Annotated in this window: 17 protein-coding genes and 2 pseudogenes; 13 read left to right on the top strand and 6 right to left on the bottom strand. The window is 71.7% G+C overall.

Annotated features, from left to right (window positions below; genetic code table 11):
• Positions 1–265: 265 nt before the first annotated feature.
• The 7 genes from ACIGA3_RS13065 to ACIGA3_RS13035 all read left to right on the top strand — a co-directional run bounded on the left by ACIGA3_RS13065 (position 266) and on the right by ACIGA3_RS13035 (position 6,349).
• The gene (locus ACIGA3_RS13065) at positions 266–1,081 is read left to right on the top strand and encodes an SAM-dependent methyltransferase (RefSeq protein WP_399713961.1); all 816 of its coding nucleotides are present in this window, start codon (positions 266–268) and stop codon (positions 1,079–1,081) included.
• Between the two features lie 97 nt (positions 1,082–1,178).
• Complete coding sequence (locus tag ACIGA3_RS13060; RefSeq protein WP_399713959.1) at positions 1,179–1,766, top strand: lytic transglycosylase domain-containing protein; 588 nt, start codon at positions 1,179–1,181, stop codon at positions 1,764–1,766.
• A 167-nt stretch (positions 1,767–1,933) separates the two neighbouring features.
• Positions 1,934–2,296, top strand: a complete 363-nt coding sequence (locus ACIGA3_RS13055; protein WP_399713958.1) for a BatC protein — start codon at positions 1,934–1,936, stop codon at positions 2,294–2,296.
• A complete protein-coding gene (locus ACIGA3_RS13050) occupies positions 2,293–3,498 on the top strand; it encodes a cupin domain-containing protein (RefSeq protein WP_399713955.1) in 1,206 nt (401 codons plus the stop codon). Before ACIGA3_RS13055 ends, ACIGA3_RS13050 begins: the two co-directional genes overlap by 4 nt.
• Positions 3,499–3,505: 7 nt before the next feature.
• Positions 3,506–4,402 (top strand): sucrase ferredoxin, encoded by an 897-nt coding sequence (locus tag ACIGA3_RS13045; protein ID WP_399713953.1) that lies wholly within the window; start codon positions 3,506–3,508, stop codon positions 4,400–4,402.
• 104 nt (positions 4,403–4,506) lie between these two features.
• On the top strand, positions 4,507–5,349 hold the full coding sequence (locus ACIGA3_RS13040) for an SDR family oxidoreductase (protein ID WP_399713950.1): 843 nt from the start codon (positions 4,507–4,509) through the stop codon (positions 5,347–5,349).
• A gap of 61 nt (positions 5,350–5,410) precedes the next feature.
• On the top strand, positions 5,411–6,349 hold the full coding sequence (locus tag ACIGA3_RS13035) for an SDR family oxidoreductase (RefSeq protein ID WP_399713948.1): 939 nt from the start codon (positions 5,411–5,413) through the stop codon (positions 6,347–6,349).
• Here the strand turns inward: ACIGA3_RS13035 and ACIGA3_RS13030 are convergent.
• Positions 6,340–7,527: a helix-turn-helix transcriptional regulator gene (locus ACIGA3_RS13030; protein WP_399713945.1), complete on the bottom strand. Its 1,188-nt coding sequence runs from the start codon at positions 7,525–7,527 to the stop codon at positions 6,340–6,342. The genes ACIGA3_RS13035 and ACIGA3_RS13030 overlap by 10 nt on opposite strands.
• A 3-nt stretch (positions 7,528–7,530) precedes the next feature.
• Positions 7,531–8,886, bottom strand: coding sequence for an MFS transporter (locus tag ACIGA3_RS13025; RefSeq protein ID WP_399713943.1), 1,356 nt, complete (start codon positions 8,884–8,886; stop codon positions 7,531–7,533).
• Positions 8,887–9,006: 120 nt separating this feature from the next.
• Here ACIGA3_RS13025 and ACIGA3_RS13020 point away from each other — a divergent pair, with 120 nt between their 5' ends.
• From ACIGA3_RS13020 to ACIGA3_RS12995, 6 genes and pseudogenes are all read left to right on the top strand, one after another.
• Positions 9,007–9,921, top strand: a complete 915-nt coding sequence (locus ACIGA3_RS13020; RefSeq protein ID WP_399713941.1) for a sugar kinase — start codon at positions 9,007–9,009, stop codon at positions 9,919–9,921.
• A gap of 4 nt (positions 9,922–9,925) precedes the next feature.
• Positions 9,926–10,672 carry an IclR family transcriptional regulator gene (locus ACIGA3_RS13015; RefSeq protein WP_399713939.1) on the top strand — a complete coding sequence of 249 codons (747 nt, stop codon included), beginning with the start codon at positions 9,926–9,928 and terminating at the stop codon, positions 10,670–10,672.
• Positions 10,660–11,271, top strand: coding sequence for a bifunctional 4-hydroxy-2-oxoglutarate aldolase/2-dehydro-3-deoxy-phosphogluconate aldolase (locus ACIGA3_RS13010; protein ID WP_399713936.1), 612 nt, complete (start codon positions 10,660–10,662; stop codon positions 11,269–11,271). Before ACIGA3_RS13015 ends, ACIGA3_RS13010 begins: the two co-directional genes overlap by 13 nt.
• A gap of 34 nt (positions 11,272–11,305) precedes the next feature.
• Positions 11,306–12,463: pseudogene (gene dgoD, locus ACIGA3_RS13005) on the top strand (galactonate dehydratase); the annotation flags it as partial.
• A 78-nt stretch (positions 12,464–12,541) separates the two neighbouring features.
• Positions 12,542–13,255 (top strand): FadR/GntR family transcriptional regulator, encoded by a 714-nt coding sequence (locus ACIGA3_RS13000; protein ID WP_399713933.1) that lies wholly within the window; start codon positions 12,542–12,544, stop codon positions 13,253–13,255.
• 1 nt (position 13,256) lies between these two features.
• Entirely contained in the window at positions 13,257–14,087 is an 831-nt protein-coding gene (locus ACIGA3_RS12995; RefSeq protein ID WP_399713930.1) for a sterol desaturase family protein, read from the top strand.
• Between the two features lies 1 nt (position 14,088).
• Here the strand turns inward: ACIGA3_RS12995 and ACIGA3_RS12990 are convergent, their stop codons facing one another.
• The 4 genes and pseudogenes from ACIGA3_RS12990 to ACIGA3_RS12975 form a co-directional block, all read right to left on the bottom strand.
• Positions 14,089–15,261 carry an FAD-dependent oxidoreductase gene (locus tag ACIGA3_RS12990; protein ID WP_399713927.1) on the bottom strand — a complete coding sequence of 391 codons (1,173 nt, stop codon included), beginning with the start codon at positions 15,259–15,261 and terminating at the stop codon, positions 14,089–14,091.
• Between the two features lie 110 nt (positions 15,262–15,371).
• On the bottom strand, positions 15,372–17,213 hold the full coding sequence (locus ACIGA3_RS12985; RefSeq protein ID WP_399713925.1) for a hypothetical protein: 1,842 nt from the start codon (positions 17,211–17,213) through the stop codon (positions 15,372–15,374).
• A 241-nt stretch (positions 17,214–17,454) separates the two neighbouring features.
• Complete coding sequence (locus ACIGA3_RS12980; protein WP_399713924.1) at positions 17,455–17,982, bottom strand: RICIN domain-containing protein; 528 nt, start codon at positions 17,980–17,982, stop codon at positions 17,455–17,457.
• A gap of 97 nt (positions 17,983–18,079) precedes the next feature.
• Positions 18,080–18,350, bottom strand: a pseudogene (locus ACIGA3_RS12975) (FKBP-type peptidyl-prolyl cis-trans isomerase); the annotation flags it as partial.
• Positions 18,351–18,355 lie beyond the last annotated feature (5 nt).

Here is an 18,355-nt window from a genome sequence, read left to right as displayed (position 1 = left end):
CAGCACCTTGGCGGGGGGGTGGTGGGGGGGCGCCCCCCCCGGGTCTGGCGGCCGTCCCCCCGACCCCCCCCCCCACCCCGCCCGCGCCCCCGGGTGCCGCCACCCCCAGGGCGCGCCCCCCCCCCCCCGCCGGCCCCGCCGGGGCGCCGCCCGGCGCGGGGTTGAGGACGGCGGCCACGCGGCCAAAAGGGCGGCGCGCGCCACTCGTCGTTCGGGGCAACTATATGATGCACCGTCAAGTCGCATGCAGGGAAAGGAAGTTGTCATGTCGGACAGTGCGGTTTCAGGTTCCGGGACAGAGCCCGACAAGGCGAGCGTCGCCCGGATGTACGACGCCATGCTGGGCGGACAGCACAACTTCGCCATAGACCGGGAGGCGGTGGCCGCCTTCACCGCCATCGACCCCCAGGTGCGCACCCTGGCCCGGGCCAACCGGGACTTCCTCGGCCGGGCGGTGCGCTTCCTGACCGAGTCCGGGGTGCGGCAGTTCATCGACCTCGGCTCGGGCATCCCCACCCAGGGCAACGTCCACGAGGTGGCCCAGGCCGCCGACCCGGACGCCCGCGTGGTGTACGTCGACAACGACCCCGTGGCCGTGGCGCACAGCGCGTCCCTGCTCGCCGGCAACCCGCACGCCGGCATCATCGACGGCGACATCCGCAAGCCGGCCGACATCCTCGACTCCCCCCAGCTGCGCAAGCTGATCGACTTCGAGCGACCCGTCGCCGTACTGATGAACGCGATCCTGCACTTCATCACGCCCGAGGAGGACCCGGGCGGCATCGTGGGCGCCTTCCGGGACGCCCTGCCCCAGGGCAGCTGGCTGGCGATGTCCCACGCGACCAACCAGGACCGGCCCGACACGGCCGCCGCGGTGGGACAGCTGTACCGGTCCCGCGCCACCTCCCCCGTGACCGCCCGCTCCCACGACGAGATCCTCGGCCTCTTCTCCGGCTTCGACCTCGTGGAGCCCGGTCTGGTCCACGTACCGCTGTGGCGCCCGGACCCGGCCGGGACCCTGCCGGACAATCCGACGGAGTACTGGGTGTACGCCGGCGTCGGCCGCACCGCACCCAAGTAGGGGACCGGGAGGATTGAGGCCGGGGCGCACGGGCACCTGGGGCCAGAGGACGGCGGGCGTTCCGCCGTCCGGCTGGTGGCAGGGAGAGGCCATGCTCATGGACAGAAGACCGACTCCGGGGCCGGACGAGCTACGCCGTGCCCCGACGCCGCCCCTGCTGCCCGGCGGCTACGACCCGGCCGACTACGCCGGAACCGTGGCCCGCGGTGCCGAGGCGGCCGGGGTGTCGCCCGTGCTGCTGATGACCGTGCTGCACAACGAGGCGTACAAACCGCACCACCCGCTCCTCGAACGGCTCTGGCAGTGGTGGAAGCCCGGCGCGTCCTTCGGCGTGGCCAACATGCACCGCGCCGCCTTCGAGTCGGTCCGGCGCGCGTACGGTCTGTCGGGGCGGTTTCAGGACCTGCGCGACGATCCCGCGTTCGCCGTCCGCGTCGCGGCCCTGCATCTGAGGGACCTCGACCGGGTCCTTCCCTCGCGCCATGTGCGCCGCTACACCCGCGACGAACTCCTCGCCCTCGGCTACAACGCGGGCGAACGCAACATGCGGGCCTTCGCGCGGGGCGTGCCGCCGGGGCCGATGGCACGGTCGTACCTGCGGCGCTTCCGGGACTGCCGGAGCCGGGCCGTCGACGCCCTCGCGGAGGGTGGCAGGCCGCGCGACGCCGACGCGGTGGCCGGCTGAGCCGCCGGGTCCGGGTGCGGCCGTGGCCCACCGGATGCAGACGGCCGGGTTCTGGGTGACGGTAGTCGGAGAGGCCCAGCCGGTGTGCCTGCGCACCGCCGGAGAGTCAGCCCGGTCTCGTCGACCGGGCGGCGGGGTCCACCACGGCGCGACGGCGAGGAGGAACTGTGGCTACTTCCGATCACCAGCACGAGGGCCCCGCGGACGGCGGCGCGGCCGGCGAGCCCGGCGTTCACGACGGCGGTGCGGACGGCAGCGCCGAGGGTCCTGCGGACGGCGGCGCGGCGGGCGTTCCCGGCGTCCACGACGGCGGCGCCGACGGCGGAGCCGAAGGCCCCGCGGACGGTGGCGCGGCCGGTGAGCCCGGCGTTCACGACGGCGGCGCCGACGGCAGCGCGGACCACGGCGCGGATCATGGCGCGGACCACGGTGCCGACCACGGCGCCGAGGGCCCGGCCGACGGCGGCGCGGCCGGTCTCCCCGGCGTCCACGACGGCGGGGCCGACGGCGCCGCGGACGGCGGGGCTTGACCAGCCCGGCCGGCGACTCCCGTGATCCCGGCGCCCACGCGGGTGCCGGGACGCTGGAGCGCCGTCTGACCGACCTCGGTTTCGACGACTTCGCGCGGGACGTCTGGTCGCGCACCGCGCTGCTCACCCGCCGCGCGAGCGACTTCTCCGACGTGTTCGACGCCGGCGCCGTGGACGAACTCCTGTCGCGCCGGGGCCTGCGTACACCTTTCCTCCGCGTCGCCAAGAACGGCACCGTGCTCCCCGAGTCGTCCTACACCTCGCCCGGCGGGGTCGGCGCCACCATCTCCGACCAGCTCGACGACACCGCCCTGTGGCGGCTGTTCGCGGACGGCGCCACGCTCGTCCTCCAGGCGCTCCAGCGCACCTGGGGGCCCGTCGGGGACCTGTGCGCCGGGCTGAGCGCCGAGCTGGGGCACCCGGTGCAGGCCAACGCCTACATCACCCCGCCGCAGAGCCAGGGCTTCGACGACCACTACGACGTCCACGACGTCTTCGTCGTCCAGATCCAGGGCAGCAAACGCTGGCTCGTGCACGAGCCCGTCCACCGGGACCCGCTCCGGGACCAGCCCTGGACCGACCACCGGGGCGCCGTCGCCGAGGCCGCGGAAGGACCCGCGTACATCGACACCGTGCTGGAGCCCGGAGACGTCCTCTACCTGCCGCGCGGCTGGCTGCACGCCGCCCGGGCGAAGGGCGAGGTCTCCATCCACCTGACCCTGGGCGTCCATGTCTGGACCCGCTACGCGCTGGCCGAACAGCTCGCCGAGGCCGCCCTCGCCGCGCTGCGCGACGACCCCTGGACCCGCGCCTCGTTGCCTCTGGGCGCCGACGCCACGGACCAGGTGCTGGACGGCGTCCGCGAACGCCTCGCCGAGGCCGTCGAGGGCACCGACTCCGCCCCGCTGTTCCACCGGACCCGGCGCGGTCAGGGCCGCCCGGCGCCGCTCGGGCCGCTGGCCCAGCTCGCCGCCGTCGACGGCCTCGCCCCCGAGTCGCCCGTACGACTGCGCGACGCGCTGGAAGCACGACTGGAGGGGGCCCGACTGATGACACGGGTCGGCTGGCTCGACTTCCCCGGGACCGACCTGCCTGCGGTGGCCCGCCTGCTCGACAGCGAGGTCCGTACCGCCGGTGACCTCGGGCTCCCACTCGCCGGACGGCTGCTCCGCGCGGGCGTACTGGTGCCGGCCGGACAGTAGCGGCCCGGTGACCACCACAGACCGGTTCTTCTGCGCCGACGCCGCCCGGATGCGCGGCGACTCCATCGCGGGCACGGCGCCGCGCGGCACGGTCTGGGTACTGATCGAGTACCGGGGCGCCTGGCCGGCCAACGGCTACGACGGCATCGACCTCGACCCGGTGGTCAAGGCCCACGTCTGGGCGGCCGCCCACGCGGTCCGGGCCCGCATCTTCCTGATCAGGCGCCTCGCCCGTCCCAGACCCGAGGGGCCCGGCCGGTGGGCCGTACTGCACTACGAGCGGTCGGGCGCCTCCCGCCAGCGCTGGGGCAGCTGGAGCAGCGACCAGGACCTCGTGGAGATCGCCGAGGCCCTCCAGTCGCCGGGGCAGCTCGACCAGCCGCCCGTCGTCCTGGTCTGCGTCCACGGGCAGCACGACATCTGCTGCGCCGTACGCGGCCGGCCCGTGGCGAGGGCCCTCAGCGAGCGCTGGCCCAACCTCGTCTGGGAGTGCACCCACGTGGGCGGGGACCGGTTCGCCGCCAACGTCGTCGTGGTGCCCGACGGGGTCTATTACGGCTGTCTCGACCCCGCGTCGGCCGTGGGGGTGGTCGAGGAGCACCTGGCCGGGCGCATCCACCCTGACCATCTACGGGGGTACACCGACCTCGCCCCGCCGCAGCAGGTCGCCGTCGCCGCCCTGCTCGCCCGCTTCGGCCCGGCCGGCCGCCACGACTACACGGTCACCGGGACCGCCCGCGAAGGTGACGACTGGCGTATCCGCGTCGAACTCCACGCCCCCCGCCCGACCGCCTTCGACATCGAGGTGCACGCCCACCGCACGGCCCCCTACCGGCTGACCTGCCGGGGCCCCGTGCCGAGCCCCGCGGTCGCCTACGAAGTGCGGTCCATCCAGTCGGTCTGACCGCCGCCCTTGCCTTCGAGCGGACGCGAAGTCCTAGTGTCTGAACGCGAAGTCCTGGCGTCGTAGGGCGACTTCACCGGAAGGAACTCGAAAGGTAGGACACCATGACCGGAACCTGGTTCATCACGGGCACCTCGTCCGGGTTCGGCCGCCTCCTCACCGAGCGGCTGCTCGCGCGCGGCGACCGGGTGGCGGCGACCCTGCGCCGCCCCGAGGCCCTGGACGACCTGCGCGCCGAGTACGGCGACCGGCTGTGGACCGCCCGGCTCGACGTCACCGACACCGCGCAGGTCGGCCGGGTCGTCGCCGACGCCTTCGCGGACCTGGGCGAGATCGACGTCATCGTCAACAACGCGGGGTACGGCGTCTTCGCCTCCGTCGAGGAGGCCACCGACGAACAGATCCGGCGGGTGATCGACACCAACCTGCTCGGCTCCATCCACGTCATCCGCGCCGCACTGCCCCACCTGCGCGCCCAGGGCCACGGCCGCATCCTCCAGGTCTCCACCGCGGGCGGCCAGACGACCTACCCCGGCTTCGCCTACTACCACGCCTCCAAATGGGGCATCGAAGGCTTCTGCGAGACGGTCGCCCAGGAGATCGCCCCCTTCGGCATCACCCTCACCATCGTCGAACCCGGCGCCACCCCGACCGGCTTCGGCACCGCTCTGGACACCGCCCCACCCATGCCGGAGTACGCCCCCACCCCGGCCGGCGAGATCCGCCGAGCCCTCACGGACGGCACCTTCGTCCTCCCCAACGCCCCCGAGAAGATCGCCCAGGCCATGATCGACCTGGTCGACACCGGCGCGGCTCCGCTCCGCCTGCCCCTCGGCTCGGACACGTACCACGACATCCGCGCCGACCTGATGGCCCGCCTGACGGAACACGACGGACAACGGGAAGCGGCCTTCTCGGTGGTCAGCGACGAGGTGGAAGCCCCGTAATAGGCGCCACGCAAAAAGAAAGGTGACGTGATCTGTCACCTTTGGCGTGCACCGTAGAAGCATGACCAAAGACCTCGACACACAGCTCGCCGGCCGGATCGCACTCGTCGCCGGGGCCACCCGTGGCGCCGGGCGGGCGATGGCCGTCGAACTCGGCCGGGCCGGAGCCACCGTCTACGTCACCGGACGCACCACCCGTGAGCGGGCCAGTGAAGTCGGGCGGGACACGGAGACCATCGAGGAGACGGCGGAGCTGGTCACGGCGGCCGGGGGCACCGGAATCGCCGTACCCACCGACCACCTGGACCCCGACCAGGTGCGCGCACTCGTCGGGCGGATCGACCGCGAACAGGGACGGTTCGACATCCTCGTCAACGACCTCTGGGGCGGCGAACACCTGCTCGTCAACTCCGTCTTCGGCAAGAAGAGCTGGGAGACACCGCTCGAAGACGGCCTGCGCATTCTCGAACTCGGGGTGCGCTCGCACGTGATCACGGCCGCGCTCGCCCTCCCGCTCCTGATCCGCTCCGACGCCCCGCTGCACGTGGAGGTCACCGACGGCACGGCGGTCTTCAACCGCCGGTACCGGGAGAACCTCTACTACGACCTCGCCAAGAACGCCCCGATCCGCATCGCCTTCGGCCTGGGCGAGGAACTGGCGGAGTACGGCGGCACGGCCGTCGCCGTCACGCCCGGCTTCCTCCGCTCGGAACAGATGCTCGGCCACTTCGGCGTGAGCGAGGAGAACTGGCGCGACGCAGCCGCCCAGGAACCCGACTTCGCCACCGCCGAGTCGCCCTACTACCTCGCCCGAGGAGTCGCCGCCCTCGCCGCCGACCCCGGCCGCGCCGCCCGCTGGAACGGCAAGTCCACCTCCAGCGCCGAACTCGCCCGGACCTACGGCCTGACGGACGTGGACGGCAGCCGGCCGGACGCCTGGGCGTACTTCGAGGAGGTCAAGTACGGCGGCAAGGAGGGCACTCCGGACGACTACCGCTGACCGGCCACGCCGTACAGCTCGGCGAGGGCCCGCGCCTGCTCGCGGAAGCGGGCGCGCAGGCCCTCCGGGGCCAGCACCTCCACATCCGCGCCCAACTCGCTGAGCTGGGCGAACGCGACCTCTTCCGACTCCACCGGCAGCTCGAGCGTGACCCGGCCCTCGGTGTCCGGCGCGCCCGCCGACGCCAGCGCCTCGGTGACCCCGGCCGGGTCCGCGACGGCGGGCAGGCGGCCGAGACCGCGCCCGGTCAGGCGCAGGGTGGCCGTCGTCCGCAGCAGCGTCCGGGCGAACTCGGCGGCGTTCGCCCGCCAGTGCCCGGTCAGGTCGAAGGACGGGTCGCGGACGAAGGGTTCGTCCTCGGTGGGGGCGAGGGCCGTGACCCGGTCGACGCGGTACGTACGCCAGGCGCCGCCCCGCCCGGCCGGGACCCGGCCCACGACGTACCAGACCCCCGCCTTCAGGACGAGCCCGTACGGCTCCAGCAGGCGGGTCACCGCGTCGTCCCGGCCCGGCCGCGCGTAGGTGATCCGGACGGTGCGGTCGGACCACACGGCACGGGCCAGCTCGGGCAGCAGCTCGGGTGTCGACGGCTCGCGGAACCAGGCCGGGGCGTCCAGGTGGAAGCGGCGCACCGACGACTCGGCCGCCGCGCGGAGTGACGGGAGCAGGGTGGCGGAGAGCTTCAGCCGGGCGGTGTCCGCCGCATCGGACAGCCCCAGGTCGCGCAGGGCGGACGGCAGGCCGGAGAGGTAGAGCGTCTCGGCCTCGGTGGGGTGGAGCGTGGTGAGCCGGGTCCGGTGGCCCGGCGCCAGGTGGTAGCCGCCCGCCCGGCCGCGCTCGGCGCGGATGGGCACGCCCGCCTCCTGGAGCGCCTGGGCGTCGCGGATCACCGTACGCCGGGAGACGTCCAGTTCACGGGTAGGGCCTGGCCGGCGGATCGGGGTGCGGGGAAGCAGCGGTGTCGATCGATCCCGGTGAGCGGGGTCTGGTGCGTCCAGGTGCAAGGCGGAGGAGGGAGTCGACGCGGAGCGTCGGCGAGTGACGACAACGCCGCAGATGGGCGTGCCAGACCCCGCGTCCGCACCTGGATCCGCCGGCCAGGCCCTATGGGCGTCGGCGGTCAGGCCGGGGCTGGACTGGACGAGAAGGGCCATGCGGATCAGACGGGCGGCACGCATGGCTCAAGCATCGTGCACTTGGCCTGGCCCATGCTCGCGGGCCGGCGCGGTCTCCGGCAGGCGCCAGGTGCACAGGGCGCTGGCGAGGCCGGCCGCCGCCATGTACGCGGCCAGGTACCAGGGCCGGTCGCCGCCCGCGCCGACCAGGAGCGTGGCGATGAAGGGGGAGGTCCCGGCGAAGATCACGCCGTTGATCTCGCGCACGAAGACCAGCCCGCTGTAGCGGACCTCGGTGGGCAGCGACTCGGCGTAGAAGGTGCCCGCGACGGCGAAGATCGAGTTGAGGAAGAGGGCGAACGCGATGGTGATCGCGGTGTAGATCAGCCAGGGCTCACGCGTCTCCACCATCAGGAAGAACGGGTACGCGAACAGCGTGATGGCCACCGCGCCGCCGATCATCACCGGCTTGCGCCCGACCCGGTCGGACAGCGCGCCCGCCAGCGGGATCGTGAGGATCGAGACGGCCGAGGCGATGGTGATGCCGAGAACAGCCGTGCCGGAGGACAGACCGAGCTGGTTGGTGAGGTAGCTCGGCAGATAACCCTGGATCGCGTACGAGGCGATGGCCGTGGCGCAGCCGGAGCCGATGAGCAGCGCGATCGCCTTGGGGCGGGCCTTGATCGCGGCGAGCACGGGCAGCTTCTCGCGCCTCCCGCTGTCGCGGGCGGCCTCGAACTGCTCGGTCTCCGGCGCCGCGTTGCGGATCAGCAGCGCGATCACCACGACCAGGGCACTGGCCAGGAACGGGATACGCCAGCCCCAGCTGAGGAAGTCGTCCTCGGGCAGCGTGGAGACCGCGGCGACCGCGCCGGAGGCGATGACGACACCGATGAACTCGCCCGCGCCGGGCAGCGATCCGTAGAAGCCGCGCTTGTGCGCCTCGGCCGCCTCCGTCGACATCACGTACGCGCCGCCGAGTTCGGCACCGACGCCGAAGCCCTGCATCATCCGGCACAGCACGAGCAGGACCGGGGCCCAGATGCCGATCTGGTGGTACGTCGGCAACAGACCGATGGCGAGTGTGCCCGCGCCCATCAGGACCACGGTGAGGATCAGCACCGGGCGGCGGCCTATCCGGTCACCGAGGTGGGCGAGGAGCAGGCCGCCGACGGGTCGTACCGCGAAGCCGAGTCCGAAGGTGGCGAAGGACGCCAGGGTGGCCGCGAAGGGCGAGATCGACGGGAAGAAGATCTTGTTGAAGACGATCGCGGCACAGGCGCCGAAGAGGAAGAAGTCGTACCACTCCAGGATCGACCCGACGACGCTCGCGGCGGCCGTTCTGCGCTGACGCGCTCGGGCGGTCAGCGGCGGGCGCGGGGCGGATTCCTGGCGGGCGGATGCGCTCGTCGTCGGGCTCATCGCACTCCCTTTCACCATCGGTCGGGAACTCGTGCACCCTGCATGTTGCAACATATGCACGCCTGTTGCGCAAGGGCTGCTAATGTTCTTCACGGCCACAGCCGCATGTCAATGGAGGGGATGGCGATGACCGGTACGACGGTCTGCCTCGGCGAGACGATGGCGCAGGTCACCCCGGCCGACGGCGAAGGGCTGGAACGCAGCCGGGAGTTGCGCCTCGCCGTCGCGGGGGCAGAGTCGACGGTCGCGCAGTATCTGGCCGACCTCGGGCATCGGGCCGCATGGGTCAGCCGGGTCGGAGATGACCCGCTCGGGCGGCGGATCGTCGCGGCTGTCGCGGGGCGCGGGGTGGATGTCGGCGGGGTGCGGGTCGACCCGGATGCGCCAACTGGCGTCTATTTCAAGGACCCTGGCCCGGAGGGCACCCGTGTGCACTACTACCGGCGTGGCTCGGCGGCCTCACGGATGGGGCCTGCCGATGCCGAACGCGTCGATCTGGCCGGGGCTCGACTGCTGCATCTGACAGGGATCACGCCCGCGTTGTCGGACGGCTGCGCTGAGCTGGTGGACCTGCTCATGGAACGGGCTTCGCGGGCCGGGGTGTTGGTGTCGTTCGATGTGAACCACCGTCCCGCACTCTGGGGTTCAGTGGGTCAAGCGGCTACGGCGCTGCGTGAGCTGGGCCGCCGAGCCGACATCGTGTTCGTCGGCCGTGACGAGGGGGAGCGGCTGTGGGGCACCGCCACCGCGGAGGACATCCACGCCCACCTCGCACCTCGCGGCACGCTGGTCGTGAAGGACGGTGCGGTCGGCGCCACCGAATTCACCTGCGGTGAGCGGGAGTTCGTACCCGCCCCTGCCGTCGACGTCATCGAGGCCGTCGGCGCGGGAGACGCCTTCGCCGCCGGACACCTCAGCGGACTCCTGCGCGGGTCGGCGCCCCGCGAGCGGCTCGCCCTCGGCCACCGCCTGGCCGGGCGCACCCTGCGCAGCATCGAGGACTATGTGCCCGCCGATACCTTGGAAGGAAACTGACGTCATGTCACAGACGGTGAGACGGGCCATCGACATCCTGGAGTTCATCGCCCGTGGACCCCGCACCCAGACCGAGGTGGGCGACCACTTCGGCGTACACCGGTCGACCGCGCTGCGCATCCTGGAGTCGCTGACCGACGGCGGACTCGCACGACGGCTGCCCGACGGGCGGTACGCGGTCGGGCACCGGCTCGCCGGACTCGCCCAGCTCGCCCTGGAGCAGTTCGGGCTCAAGGAGATCGCGGCCGGACACCTGCGCACCCTCGGGGAGCACTGCGGACACACCGTGCACCTCGCCGCGCTGGAGGGCGACCGGATCGTCTACGTCGACAAGGTCGACCCGGTGGACGGCGTGCGCCTGTACTCCCAGATCGGCCGGCCCGTGACCCTGCACACCGCCGGTGTGGCCAAGGCGATCCTCGCCCACCTGCCGCGTCCCACGGCCGAAGCCCTGCTCGCCACCTGCGACTTCGCCCCCCACACCGGCACCACGATCACCGACCCGGCCGCCTACCACAAGGCGCTGGACGAGACCCGCGCACGCGGCTTCGCCGTGGACGACGGCGAGTACGAGGACTACGTGAACTGCGTCGCCGTACCCGTACGGGACAGCGGTGGCGAGGTGATGGCCGCGCTCTCCGTGACCGCACTCAAGGCGAAGGCGGACCTCGCCGCCCTGGAGCGGGAAGTGCTGCCCGGGCTGGTGACCACCGCAGAGACGATCTCCAGGGAGCTGGGATGGCGACCGTGAATCCATTGTCCTTCGACCGGATCTTCGCCGACGCGCCCGTGATGGCGATCCTGCGCGGGATGCCGCTCGACAGGTCCGTCGAACTGGCCGTCCGAGCATGGGATCTGGGCATCGAGTGCGTCGAGGTGCCGGTGCAGAGCCGGGAGGCCGCGGATGTCCTCGCTGCCGTGGTGGCCGCCGCCGCCGAGCGCGGCAAGCCGGTCGGCGCGGGCACCGTCACCACGGCGCAGCGGCTGGACCGGGCGGTGTCGGCCGGTGCCGCGTTCACCGTGGCGCCCGGGCTCGACGCCGAGGTGGCGCGGGCCAGCGTCGCCGCCGGGCTGCCGCATCTGCCCGGCGTGGCGACGGCCACCGATGTCCAGGCCGCGCGGGCGCTGGGCCTGGACTGGCTGAAGGCGTTCCCGGCGAGTGTCCTCGGCCCGGACTGGTTCCGTGCCATGCGCGGGCCCTTCCCCGAGGTGCCGTTCGTCGCCACCGGCGGCATCGACGCGTCCGACGCGGCCGCGTATCTGGCGGCGGGCGCCAAGGTGGTCGCCGTGGGATCGGCATTGGAGGACCCCGGCCAACTCCGTGCACTGGCCGCTCTCTTGAGGCCCTGAACCAGCAGTTCACCTCAGTCGCAGACAGGAGCCGCACCACATGAAGATCACCGCACTCACGACCTACCTCGTCGCCCCCCGCTGGCTCTTCCTCAAGATCGAGACGGACGAGGGGACAACCGGCTGGGGCGAGCCCGTGGTCGAGGGCCGCGCGCACACCGTGGCGGCCGCCGTCGACGAACTCTCCGACTACCTCACCGGCCAGGACCCGCTGCGCATCGAGGACCACTGGCAGGTCATGACCAAGGGTGGCTTCTACCGCGGCGGCCCCGTGCTGTCGTCCGCCGTGTCCGGCATCGACCAGGCGCTGTGGGACATCAAGGGCAAGTACCACGGCGTCCCGGTCCATGATCTGCTCGGCGGTGCCGTCCGGGACCGGATGCGGATGTACTCCTGGATCGGCGGCGACGACCCGAGCGAGGCCGCCGAGCACGCGGCCCAGCGCCTCGAACAGGGCTATCGCGCCGTGAAGATGAACGTCGGCGGCCGGCTCAGGCACCTGGAGACCTCCCGCGAGATCGACGCCGTACTCGCCCGCGTCGCCTCCGTGCGCGAGGTGATGGGCGAGGACGGTGACGTCGCCGTCGACTTCCACGGCCGCACCTCACCCGCGCTCGCCAAGCAGCTCGCCCGCGCCCTGGAACCGCTGCGGCCGATGTTCATCGAGGAACCGCTGCTGCCCGAACTCACTTCCCAATACGGCGACTTCACGGCATCCACCAGCATCCCCGTGGCCACCGGCGAACGCCTCTACTCCCGCTGGGACTTCGACCCGGTACTGCGCTCCGGCATCGCCCTCGCCCAGCCCGACCTGTCGCACGCGGGCGGCATCTCCGAGGTGCGCCGGATCGCGGCCCAGGCCGAGGTGCACGGCGTCGGGCTCGCGCCGCACTGCCCGCTGGGCCCCATCGCCCTCGCGGCCTGCCTCCAGGTGGACTTCGCCAGCCCGAACGCGTTCATCCAGGAGACCAGCCTCGGCATCCACTACAACGTCGGCTCCGACCTCGGCGACTACCTGGTCGACACGTCCGTCTTCGACTTCGACACCACCGACGGCCACATGGCCCGCCTGACCGCACCCGGCCTCGGCATCGAGATCGACGAGGACGCCGTCGCCAGGGCGGCGGAGAACGGCCACCGTTGGCGCAACCCGGTGTGGCGGCACGCGGACGGCTCCTTCGCGGAGTGGTGAAGCCGGGACAGTGAGCGGTGACGGCCGATCTGGTCCAACCAGTTGACCAGTACCCGGCCGTCACCCACTCTGTTCGCCATGACTCCCTTACCCGTGCGGCGTGAGGCGGTCTCCGACCAGCTCTACGCCGTACTGCGCGACCGGATTCTCGGCGGCACGCCCCCGCCCGGCTCCCCGCTCACCGCCGAACGCGACCTCGCGGCCGAGTTCGGGGTGAACCGGCACGCGGTCCGCGAGGCCGTCAAGCGGCTCCAGCAGGCCCGGCTGGTCGAGGTCAGCCACGGCGGCCGCACCCTCGTCCTGGACTGGCGGCGCACCGCCGGACTCGACCTCGCCCTGGGCATCGCGGCGGCCGACAGTGGCCCCACGATCGCCGAACTCACCCGCGACGCACTGGAGATGCGTGTCTGTGTCGGCGCCGACGCGGCCCGGCTGTGCGCGCTGCGCTGCTCCGACCAGGCAGCCTCGAGAATCATGGAGAGCGCCGGCCGGTACGCCGTACAGGGCCCCGATCTGGCCGAGTTGGGCGAGGCGGACGTCGCCTGGTGGCGGCTGATCGTGGAGGGCTCCGGGAACATCGCCTACCTGCTGGCCTTCAACAGCCTGGTCACCGGCGCCCTCCCGGTCGCCGAGGCGCCCGACGCCCTGCGCGCCGACGAACTCCTGGACGTCGAGGCCCGCTTGCGGCTCGGCACGCTGATCGCCGCGCGCGAGGCCCAGGCCGCCGAACGGCTCGCCCGTGAACTGCTCTCCCGCAGTGTCCCCACCGAAGCCCCGGAAGCGGTGAACTGACATGATCCCGGCCGTGGTCTACGCGATCCCCGCGTTCGTGCTCCTCGTCGTCGTGGAGGCGCTGTCGTACCGCTTCCTCCCCGACGACGACGAACGCGGCTACGAGCTGCGCGACACCGTCACCAGCATGTCCATGGGCGCCGGAAGCCAGGTCATCGGGCTGCCGTGGAAGGTGGTCACGGTCGTGGTGTACGCCGCCGCCTTCACCCTCGCGCCCTGGCACCTCTCGCCGTCCTCGCCGTGGACCTGGCTGCTGCTCTTCTGTGCCGACGACCTGGCGTACTACGTCTTCCACCGCGCCCATCACCGGGTGCGGGTGCTGTGGGCGAGCCATGTGGTCCACCACTCCAGCCTGCGCTTCAACCTGTCGACCGCGCTGCGGCAGAGCTGGACGCCGATGACGACGCTGCCGTTCTGGCTGCCGCTCGCACTGCTCGGCGTACCGCCCTGGATGATCCTCCTCCAGCAGTCGGTCAGCCTGGTCTACCAGTTCTTCCTGCACACCGAGCGGGTGGACAAGCTGTGGCGGCCGGTGGAGTGGGTCCTCAACACCCCGTCCCACCACCGCGCGCACCACGGCTCCAACAACGTCTACCTGGACCGCAATTACGGCGGCATCCTCATCGTCTGGGACCGCCTCCTCGGCACCTTCGAGGCCGAGGGCGAGCGCGTGGTGTACGGCCTGACGAAGAACATCGACACCCACAACCCGCTCCGCGTCGCCTTCCACGAGTACGCGGCGACCTGGCGCGACGTCCGCGCGGCGCGCACTTGGCGGGACCGCGCCGGGTACCTGCTGGGCCCGCCCGGGTGGGCACCGGCGTCCCGCTGACTCAGGCGAGGGGAGGCAGCGGCCGGTCCGTCCCGGCGACGCGGGTGAGCCTCGCGGTGAGGGGCGCGAGGAGCGGCGAGGTCAGGGACCTGACGACCAGGGTGCGCAGGGCCAGCCCGAGCCGGGTCCGGGGGTAGGCGGCCCGCACGACGCCGGGCGGGAGCTTCTGCACGGAGTCGACGAGGGGCCGCATCCACCGCTCGTACGCCGCGAGGGCGGCCTCGGTGTCCGCGGAGGACAGGCAGGCGGCAAGGACGTAACCGCTGGTCAGGGCGAGCGAGGCGCCGCCTCCTCCCATCGGGGTGACGCACCAGGCGGCGTCGCCCACGAGGCAGACCCGTCCGCGGTGCCAGGTGGGCATACGGATCTGGGTGAGATGGTCGACGTAGACGTCATCGGAGGCGTCGAACCCGTCCAGGACGCGCCCCGCCTCCCAGCCGGCGTCCGCGTACCGGGCACGGACCAGTGCCAGCGCCTGGTCGCGGTCGAGCGAGGCGAGGTCCTCGTCGCGGGGGTAGGAGAGGATGGCGCGGGTGGTGCCGTGGTTGTCGGGCCGCAGATGGACCTGCCGGCCGCCGACCGTGCTGTACCAGCGCCAGCGGTCGTCGTCACCGGCCGTGCGCGGGATCGTGCCGAACACCATGTTCACCCCGAGCGCACGGCGGTCCACCAGCCCGTCGAACAGCCGGTCCCGCGTGGCCGAGCGCACGCCCTCGGCGACGACGAGCAGGTCCGCGCGGAGCACCCGGCCGGACGCCGTGGTCACGGTGATCGCGTCGTCGTCCTCGGCGGTGCCGGTGATCGTGTCGCCGTAGACGATCTCGACGCCGGCGGGCAGATGGTCGAGGATGGCGCGGGCGAAGTCGCCGCGCAGGATCTCCAGTTCGGCCGTGGCTCCGTCCGGCCCGGCGGGCAGTTCGGCGGTCACCTCACCCCGCTCGTCCACGAAGACAGCGCCGGTCTCGGTCGTGTTCAGCGCCTTCACCGCGTCGAAGAGCCCCATCCGGTGCAGAACCTCGCGCGCGACACCCCGGACGTCCACGTTCTGCCCGCCGTCCCGGAAGCCCGGCGCGCGCTCGACCACCGTGACCTCCCAGCCGGTCCGCCGCAGCCAGTAGGCGGCGGAGAGACCGGCGATGCCGGCACCGGAGACGACGGCGTGGGGCGGGCTCATGACGTCGTTCCTCACGGATACACCTTCGGGGGTGGAGGGCCGACCGGATGCGGCTCGTCCGCGACGCCTCGGGGCGAACTCGCCCAGGGTTGTTCGAGTCCGCCTCGGCGTCAGGGCAGTTCCACGGGTTCGTAGACGAGGTGGTCGGACTGTGGGGCTGCGGGGAGCATGGTGCGTTCTTCCCAGGTGTCGTCCAGGAGGCCGGGGCGGAACCACATCTCGTCGCCGTCACGCTTGAAACTGATGCGGAAGCCTCCCACCGCGCGGAGGCCGGTGAGCGGGTGTTCGCGCGAGGGCGCCAAGCCGTGAGGCTCCTTCTGCCACGAGGGGAGCTGGTCGAGGGGCCGGTCCGCATCACCGAGGTCCACGGTGGTGGGCTTGCAGGACTCGTCCAGCCCGGCCACCCACAGTCCTCCGGAGATGCCGTCCCAGGAGGTGGTGCCGGTTTCCTCGTCGTACAGGGCGACCAGTGGCTCGAGGACGGCCACGCCGTCCCTGGCGGACAGTCTGAGGCCGACCATGACGTACCGGGGATCGAACACGTAGTGCTGCGGGTAGTAGCGCAGGTACTTGTGACGCGCCCCTGTGGCGGGGTTCTCCTCCTTGGTCGCCGTCGCCAGCATGATCGGCGACACGGGTGTGGTCCCCCTCATCCATGGCACGGTGCGTACCGAGGAGTCGTCGATGTCCCTGCTGCCCGGTACGGCCTCGCCGACGTAGAACTCCACGGCCGTGCGCGGCTCGCCCGGTACGGCGGACGTCTCGTGCGGGAACCCCATCGCTCCGATCAGCTGACGGTTGTTCTCCACGACGAAGTAGACGGGTTCCGTCGGCAAGGCGGGGACGTATCCCTTCAGCCCGTACGAGAGCCAGCCCTCCCTGGGCACGACGTCGTTCCACTCGGCGACGCCGTAGGCCGACTCCAGGGCCGCGTTGACGCTCGCGGTCTGGGCGAGCAGCCGCTCGCGAAGCAGGCCGGCGTAATCGACGTCGGGCAGGTTGATGGCCTGGCGGGCCTTGGCCAGGGCGGCGAAGCCCTGGGCTTCGACGGAGGCGAGCTTGAAGAAGTACCGTGCCGCGCCCCGGTAGTCGACCTCCTCCTTGTGTGCCATCAGGTGGCAGAAGACGTGCATCAGCGACTTGCCCAACAGGGTGTCGCCGACGAGCACACGGTGCAGGCAGTACAGCGAGTACGGCAGTCCGCCGACCTCGTCGGTGACCGCCCGCGCCCAGGACTCCAGTCCGTCGGCGTCCACCTTCAGAGCGGGGCCGCCGGCGCCCTCCCGCGCGGGGTCGGTGGGCAGGACGGTGATCGCCATCATCATCTCGATGCAGTAGCCGACCCGGTGCTCGTGCTCGGCGAACATGGAGATGACCGCGTTCCAGTCGACCCGGTCGTGAAGTTCGGCGACCTCCGCCAGCACCTCTTCGAGAAGTTCCTCGATGCGAGCGAGCTGCTGCTGGATCTCCGCCAGGGTGTCGGCCATGCCGGCGATCGCGGTGATCGTCAGCGCGAACCAGCTGTTCATCTCCGTCCACATGCCCTGGACCTGGTTGGAGATGAGCTGCAGATTGCGGTTGATCTCCCGTGCCATCCTGCGCTGCTCGGCGAGGATCCGGTCGAGCATCTCCCTGGCCTCGTCCTGGCCCTCGCCGATCTGGCCGATCAGGTCCTTGATCTGATCGATGTCGGAACCGATGCCCTGCAGGTCGTCGTTGATCCCGCCGATGCCGCTGGAGATCTCCTCCTGCTGCTTCAGGATCTGATCGAGGAGCTCCTGGTGGTTTTCGAGGATGTCCTCGATGTCCATGCCGGGCCCGCCGCCCGCGATGGAGTCGACCAGGTCGACCAGATCGATGATCGTGCCGATGTGGTCGAGGAAACGTCCCGACCGTGGCCCCTGCCGCAATGCCACGCCTACCGGTGTGGCGAGGAACTCCCGAGCGCTCATCGGCCGCATCTCAAGGGCACTTGTCATCCGCATCCCTCTCATCGAGCACACCACGGCATGCTGCGTCGCGGTCGGCACACACCAACCGTGGTCACCTTAAGTCGCGGATCGATTGCAGAAAGCTTTCAGGCGGGGGCCGCCACGCGGGCGGGACCGAGGGCGCCGTCGGTCCCGGTGCCCAGGCCGTGGGATCGCACGGCCCGGACCCGCGGGGGTGGGCAGCCGGGACGTGTCGGCGACCTCAGTTCATCTGCACGAGCTTGAACTGCTGGTTCTCCGCGAGATCGGAGTTCCGGCAGGGAGACGACATGACGTCGGTCTGCGCGGTGGGGTATTCCACGTCCGCGCACTTGCCCGCGTGCGCATCGGGCTTGATCTGGTACTTGCCGTTGCCCAACGACACGAACCTGAACAACTGGTCGTAGGAGTCCCAGTCGCACCTCTGCCCGCGGATGGCATCGTGCACGTAGAACCCGTCCGCTTCCAGGCACTCGCCCTTAGAGGTCCGGACCCTCTGCTCGACGCGGTCGTAGGACGGCATGAGCTCGAAGACCTGGTCCGCGTTCGCCTCCTCGCAGGTCTCCTGCGTGAGTTGCGCGCCGCCTGCGTCCCAGCACAGGTCCGAGTACGTGACGATGCGGTACCGGCCTGGAGGCACCGCGTCCGATGCCGCAGATGCCTGCGGGGCCGCGGCCAGCGTCGCCGCAGCTCCCAATGTGACCGCGCACAGACAACGCGCCGTGCGGCGGATCGCCGATCGAGCCGACATGATCTCTCCCTGCTGGCAGGCTGCATTCACCGGAACGTTCCGGGAGCAGCGGACACCATGTGAAGGCGCCCGCGACAAGAGTGCCCATAGGGTTTCGTCAGCGAAATGGATCTTCCGTTGTTTCGCTCCCTTGGGTGGATAAAGCCGATAGGAAGATCGGAAGCGTGTCAGGCCGCCTAATTCGAGGGGCGTCCAGCAGGGGCGGCTGATTGCCGTAGCCGAGACGTGGGGGAACGATGATCTCGCGCCGACCGCCGACCTTCATCCCCCTCCCCCCCCGGGTCCCAGCCCTTGATGACCTTGCCGCCGCCCAGGGCGAACTTGAACGACTCGCCCCGGTCCCAGGAGGCGTCGAACTCCTTCCCGGATTGCC

Origin of the sequence: Streptomyces sp. NPDC085596 (assembly GCF_044541565.1) — a bacterium.
In the GTDB taxonomy this organism is placed as follows: domain Bacteria; phylum Actinomycetota; class Actinomycetes; order Streptomycetales; family Streptomycetaceae; genus Streptomyces.
This window is presented reverse-complemented; position numbering and strand designations above follow the sequence as displayed.

Excerpts from the sequence above, each read along its gene's own strand:
- ACIGA3_RS13035 (WP_399713948.1), top strand. The coding sequence starts at position 5,411 with ATGACCAAAGACCTCGACACACAGCTCGCCGGCCGGATCGCACTCGTC.
- ACIGA3_RS13000 (WP_399713933.1), top strand. The coding sequence starts at position 12,542 with ATGACTCCCTTACCCGTGCGGCGTGAGGCGGTCTCCGACCAGCTCTAC.
- ACIGA3_RS13015 (WP_399713939.1), top strand. The coding sequence starts at position 9,926 with ATGTCACAGACGGTGAGACGGGCCATCGACATCCTGGAGTTCATCGCC.
- ACIGA3_RS13020 (WP_399713941.1), top strand. The coding sequence starts at position 9,007 with ATGGCGATGACCGGTACGACGGTCTGCCTCGGCGAGACGATGGCGCAG.
- ACIGA3_RS12985 (WP_399713925.1), bottom strand. The coding sequence starts at position 17,213 with ATGAGCGCTCGGGAGTTCCTCGCCACACCGGTAGGCGTGGCATTGCGG.
- ACIGA3_RS13040 (WP_399713950.1), top strand. The coding sequence starts at position 4,507 with ATGACCGGAACCTGGTTCATCACGGGCACCTCGTCCGGGTTCGGCCGC.
- ACIGA3_RS12980 (WP_399713924.1), bottom strand. The coding sequence starts at position 17,982 with ATGTCGGCTCGATCGGCGATCCGCCGCACGGCGCGTTGTCTGTGCGCG.
- ACIGA3_RS12995 (WP_399713930.1), top strand. The coding sequence starts at position 13,257 with ATGATCCCGGCCGTGGTCTACGCGATCCCCGCGTTCGTGCTCCTCGTC.
- ACIGA3_RS12990 (WP_399713927.1), bottom strand. The coding sequence starts at position 15,261 with ATGAGCCCGCCCCACGCCGTCGTCTCCGGTGCCGGCATCGCCGGTCTC.
- ACIGA3_RS13065 (WP_399713961.1), top strand. The coding sequence starts at position 266 with ATGTCGGACAGTGCGGTTTCAGGTTCCGGGACAGAGCCCGACAAGGCG.
- ACIGA3_RS13030 (WP_399713945.1), bottom strand. The coding sequence starts at position 7,527 with ATGCGTGCCGCCCGTCTGATCCGCATGGCCCTTCTCGTCCAGTCCAGC.
- ACIGA3_RS13060 (WP_399713959.1), top strand. The coding sequence starts at position 1,179 with ATGGACAGAAGACCGACTCCGGGGCCGGACGAGCTACGCCGTGCCCCG.
- ACIGA3_RS13025 (WP_399713943.1), bottom strand. The coding sequence starts at position 8,886 with ATGAGCCCGACGACGAGCGCATCCGCCCGCCAGGAATCCGCCCCGCGC.
- ACIGA3_RS13010 (WP_399713936.1), top strand. The coding sequence starts at position 10,660 with ATGGCGACCGTGAATCCATTGTCCTTCGACCGGATCTTCGCCGACGCG.